Here is a 4,267-nt window from a genome sequence, read left to right on the forward strand (position 1 = left end):
GGCGTTATACGAGCGAGCCGCAATGGCAGTTTAGTAAATACGTGGGTAATGTTTCAAAATATACGCTTGAAAATGTGGTAATTGATAATTATTACTTTGGTGTAGCTTCTGTTAGTAAAGACGGTGTTGAGTCACCCGTAGTTTTTCCGGGTGATGTAGGTTCGTTTGATCACAATATAAAATAATAGTTTGCTTAAAAACACAGCAAACAGAGAGCTTTAAGGTGCAAATGGGAGTTTTATGCTTGCACCTTATTTACTAAGCCCTTAGAGTGTAAAAAAAGAAGTAAAAGGTTATTAAAAATGGAACAACAAGAAAAAAAGCCGTTAACAGCAAAAGAGCAAGTTATAACTGATGAGCAAAGAATGCAGTGGCAACGGGAATGTTTTCAAGCAGCGCAAAAGCATTTAGCCGAAAAAGGCATTATGCCGAAATCAGTAGTTGATAAAGACAGCCGATTTTTAGCACCACTTTGTGCAATGTGGAAATTTAAAGCCCAGAACGGTAAAACATATTGGGTAGTTACAGGGCGATTACCTACAGATCATGCTGAGGTAAGTGCAGCTACAGATGCTCGCGATGCAATGCGTTATTTTTCATTGCAGTGGCAATTAAAAGCGGATCAAATTATGAGTACAGGCGCGCGTGATAAAACTCAGGTAGATTTTGCTAACTTACTTATAAATAGAGCACATGGCTTATACGAAATGTATGATAATGAACCACTGTGGGCTAATGAACCCAAGTAGTTTAGGTAACTTAAGTTTAGTTTAAAATAATAATGTGGAGGGCGTTAGTTTATTTATTGCCCTTTTCTTTATCTAATGAACAAGTGTGAAGGGGGTTGTTTTAAACGCTGAAACAGGGCATTGCATGCGTTGCCTGGGTATTCCCGCTTCCATAAAAACATTTCCTTGCTGAATAAAGCCATTTCGCTTAAAACGCTCTACCTCATTTAAAATACAATTAATGCTTACTTCCTCTATACCTTGGTTTGACGCTAATTCAACAATAAAATTGAGAAGTGATTTATATACCTTGCGGTTACGATGCTCGGGTAATACAGCTATTCTGCCGATTAAGCCATCTGTACATAATCTACCTGTTGCAATAGGGCAGTTTGCATCGTCTGTGACAAGTACATGTAATGCAATTTTATCTAGGCTATCGAATTCGATGTGCTTGGGGATATGTAACTCGTAAACAAAAACTCGCTCTCGAATTTTTTGTAACATATCTTTTTTTATATCCCATTCAACTTTATCAACCAGATAGCCCATTGCAAACTCCTATTGATACCAAATTAAAATGAGTAAGTAATCGCAGCAAAATTATTTAAGCCAATATCAGGTAAAATTAAAATTTTTAGCTAACCTGTATACATAATATTTTACGCCGCAAAATGCTCATCATTACTAATAAAATTGGTATTATTATTCTTGGTCTATATTAAACCAGATCCCCTCATTAACAAGTGTAGTAAAGGTTTGAGTAAATACTAAACTTGGGTTTGTTAAGTTTAATGCTGAACTTTCAAACTCAGTATTATCGGTAAGTAGTTTTACCGCCGCTAAGTCAGTTAATGGCATAGCGTAATTTTCACCGTTAACACTTAATAGCACTTCGGTATCGAGCTGCTGGTAAATAGCACGCGTACCACCTAAACGCTCAAACACAGTTTCTTCATCACTTAAATCATCGCTTATTTGCTCTGATGTAAATGGAGGCTCTACTGGTGCTAAATCCATTTCATGTTTGGGCTGACTAAGCGTTGAGCCTAACCATTGTTTAAATAAATCGTCATTTTCTAAAAGTGCCGCCATCAGTGTTTTAACTTTATCAACTTCAAGGTTTGTAAGTTCACCTTTTGATTTTCTTAGTGTGATGTTGTGATCGGTATAACGTTTTTGTCCGCTTTCGGTATCAATAATATGATCGGCAAAGCTCGACAATAAATCTTGTTGATTTGGGGCTCTAAAACCAACTGAATAATTTAGTGCGTTTTCTACAGCGTAACCTTCGTGAGGGCACCCTGGTGGAATATACAAAATATCGCCAGGTTCTAAAATGCAATCTATTACGGCTTCAAATGCTTCAACCTGAAGTAGTTTTTTGTTTTGAGCAAACTGCTTAAGTGTTGGATCGGGTAAGCCTACACGCCAATGACGTTTGCCTTCACCTTGAATAATAAATACATCGTATTGGTCTAAATGTGGACCCACACCACCATTAGGCGTTGAATAGCTGATCATTAAATCGTCTATGCGCCAGTTGGGAATAAACCTAAAAGGTTCTAGCAGTTGTGCAGCATCGCTATGCCAGTGATCAACTGCTTGCACGAGTAAAGTAGAGTGATCGTCAGTTAATTGCTCAAAGTCTTCAAATGGACCTTGGTGTGTTTGCCAATCATTTTTATGATTGGTGATAATACGCGACTCTATGCTTTCTTCCATTGCTAGGCCGGCAAGTTCATTAGCATCAAGCGGGTCTTGAAAATCAGCAAAACCTTGTTTGATTAAAAGCGGCTTTTTTTGCCAAAAATGGCTTAAAAACTCTTGCTCAGACAAATTATTTATTTTTAATTGGTACATACATTATGCCTACTAGTTAGTGCAATGAGGTTAAAACAAAAAAAGCGAAAGGATGATCCTTTCGCTTTTTAAAAGAGCAATTTAGTTTTAAACTAAATCATCAATAAACTCAACAGCGCGGCCAATGTAGTTGGCAGGCGTTAATTTTTTCATTTCTACTTTAGCGTGCTCTGGAAGGTCTAAACCATCGATGAAGTCAGCCATAATTTCTTGATTTACGCGTTTACCGCGTGTTAAATCTTTAAGTTTTTCGTATGGCTTTTCAATGCCATACTTACGCATAACCGTTTGAATCGGCTCAGCTAGCAATTCCCAGTTTTGATCAAGCTCGTCAGCTAAACGTTGCTCGTTTACTTCTAGCTTGCTTACACCTTTAAGTGTTGATTGGTATGCAATAATTGCATAACCCATACCAACACCTAGGTTACGTAATACCGTTGAATCAGTAAGATCACGCTGCCAGCGAGAAACGGGTAATTTTTGTGCAAGATGAGAGAAAATGGCATTTGCTAAGCCTAAGTTACCTTCTGAGTTTTCAAAATCAATTGGGTTAACTTTATGTGGCATTGTTGATGAGCCAATTTCGCCAGCAATTGTTTTTTGCTTAAAGTGATTAAGGGCAATGTAACCCCACATGTCACGGTCAAAATCTAATAATATAGTGTTGAAACGTGCAATTGCGTCAAATAACTCTGCAATATAGTCATGCGGTTCAATTTGTGTAGTAAATGGGTTTAGTGTTAAACCTAAACTTGATACAAATTTATCTGCATGTGTGTGCCAGTCGTAATCTGGGTATGCGCTAAGGTGAGCGTTGTAGTTACCAACAGCACCATTAACTTTACCTAGCATTTCTACTTGTGCAATTTGGTCACGTTGACGCTTTAAACGCATGTATACGTTAGCAAACTCTTTACCCATAGTTGATGGTGTAGCAGGTTGTCCGTGCGTACGAGTCATCATTGGGATTGTTTTGTATTCAATTGCTTTAGCTTTAATTGCACTTAAAAGTTCGTCGCAATAAGGAAGTAAAACATTTTTACGTGCTTCGCTTAGCATCAAACCATGAGATAGATTATTAATATCTTCTGAAGTACAAGCAAAGTGAATAAATTCGTTTATTGCATGGAGCTCACTGTTATCGGCTACTTTTTCTTTTAGTAGGTATTCAACAGCTTTAACATCGTGATTTGTAGTGCGTTCTATATCTTTAACGCGCTGTGCATCAGCTTCACTGAAGTTATCTACAATGGCGTTTAGAAGTGCATTAGCTTGTTCGCTAAATGCAGGTACTTCTTTAATATCGCTTGCTGCAGCTAACGCTTGCAACCAACGCACTTCAACAATTACGCGGTATTTGATTAAGCCAAATTCGCTGAAAATACTGCGTAGTTCAGTGGTTTTGCTGCCGTAGCGACCATCCACTGGAGAGATAGCCGTTAACGCTGAAAGCTCCATAATAACTCCTAAATTTTAGTTTGAACGATAGTTAAATTTTTGTTTTAGCAATGGCGAGTATTTTTCTTTTTGCAAAGAAAAAGTGACGGCGTTTACCGCCCATTTGTCGCCATAATACTGCACTTCTAATGCCGGCTAATAATAACGCACGGATTTTATTTTGAGTGAGCTGCTGTTTTAATAACTCGGGTTTACCATAAACCTGTATTCGGTGCCCA

5 protein-coding genes and 1 pseudogene are annotated in these 4,267 nt (G+C 37.9%); 2 read left to right on the forward strand and 4 right to left on the reverse strand.

The genetic code is table 11. The features are described 5' to 3' along the window. Window positions 1-185, forward strand: a pseudogene (locus ENH88_RS18015) (peptidase M28); the annotation flags it as partial. Window positions 186-302: 117 nt separating this feature from the next. After that, window positions 303-749, forward strand: a complete 447-nt coding sequence (locus ENH88_RS18020; protein ID WP_024597931.1) for a DUF4826 family protein — start codon at window positions 303-305, stop codon at window positions 747-749. Window positions 750-821: 72 nt separating this feature from the next. On the opposite strand, the gene ENH88_RS18025 is transcribed toward ENH88_RS18020, so the two are convergent. The 4 genes from ENH88_RS18025 to ENH88_RS18040 all read right to left on the reverse strand — a co-directional run. Continuing rightward, window positions 822-1,280: a GNAT family N-acetyltransferase gene (locus ENH88_RS18025; RefSeq protein WP_024597930.1), complete on the reverse strand. Its 459-nt coding sequence runs from the start codon at window positions 1,278-1,280 to the stop codon at window positions 822-824. A 153-nt stretch (window positions 1,281-1,433) separates the two neighbouring features. After that, complete coding sequence (locus ENH88_RS18030; RefSeq protein ID WP_024597929.1) at window positions 1,434-2,591, reverse strand: cupin domain-containing protein; 1,158 nt, start codon at window positions 2,589-2,591, stop codon at window positions 1,434-1,436. Between the two features lie 87 nt (window positions 2,592-2,678). Then, window positions 2,679-4,049, reverse strand: coding sequence for an adenylosuccinate lyase (purB, locus tag ENH88_RS18035; RefSeq protein ID WP_024597928.1), 1,371 nt, complete (start codon window positions 4,047-4,049; stop codon window positions 2,679-2,681). Between the two features lie 31 nt (window positions 4,050-4,080). Beyond that, the coding region (locus tag ENH88_RS18040; protein WP_304184374.1) for a DUF489 family protein at window positions 4,081-4,267 on the reverse strand (187 nt) is incomplete at its 5' end.

This window comes from Pseudoalteromonas prydzensis (genome assembly GCF_011050055.1).
GTDB classification, from domain to species: Bacteria; Pseudomonadota; Gammaproteobacteria; order Enterobacterales; family Alteromonadaceae; genus Pseudoalteromonas; species Pseudoalteromonas prydzensis_A.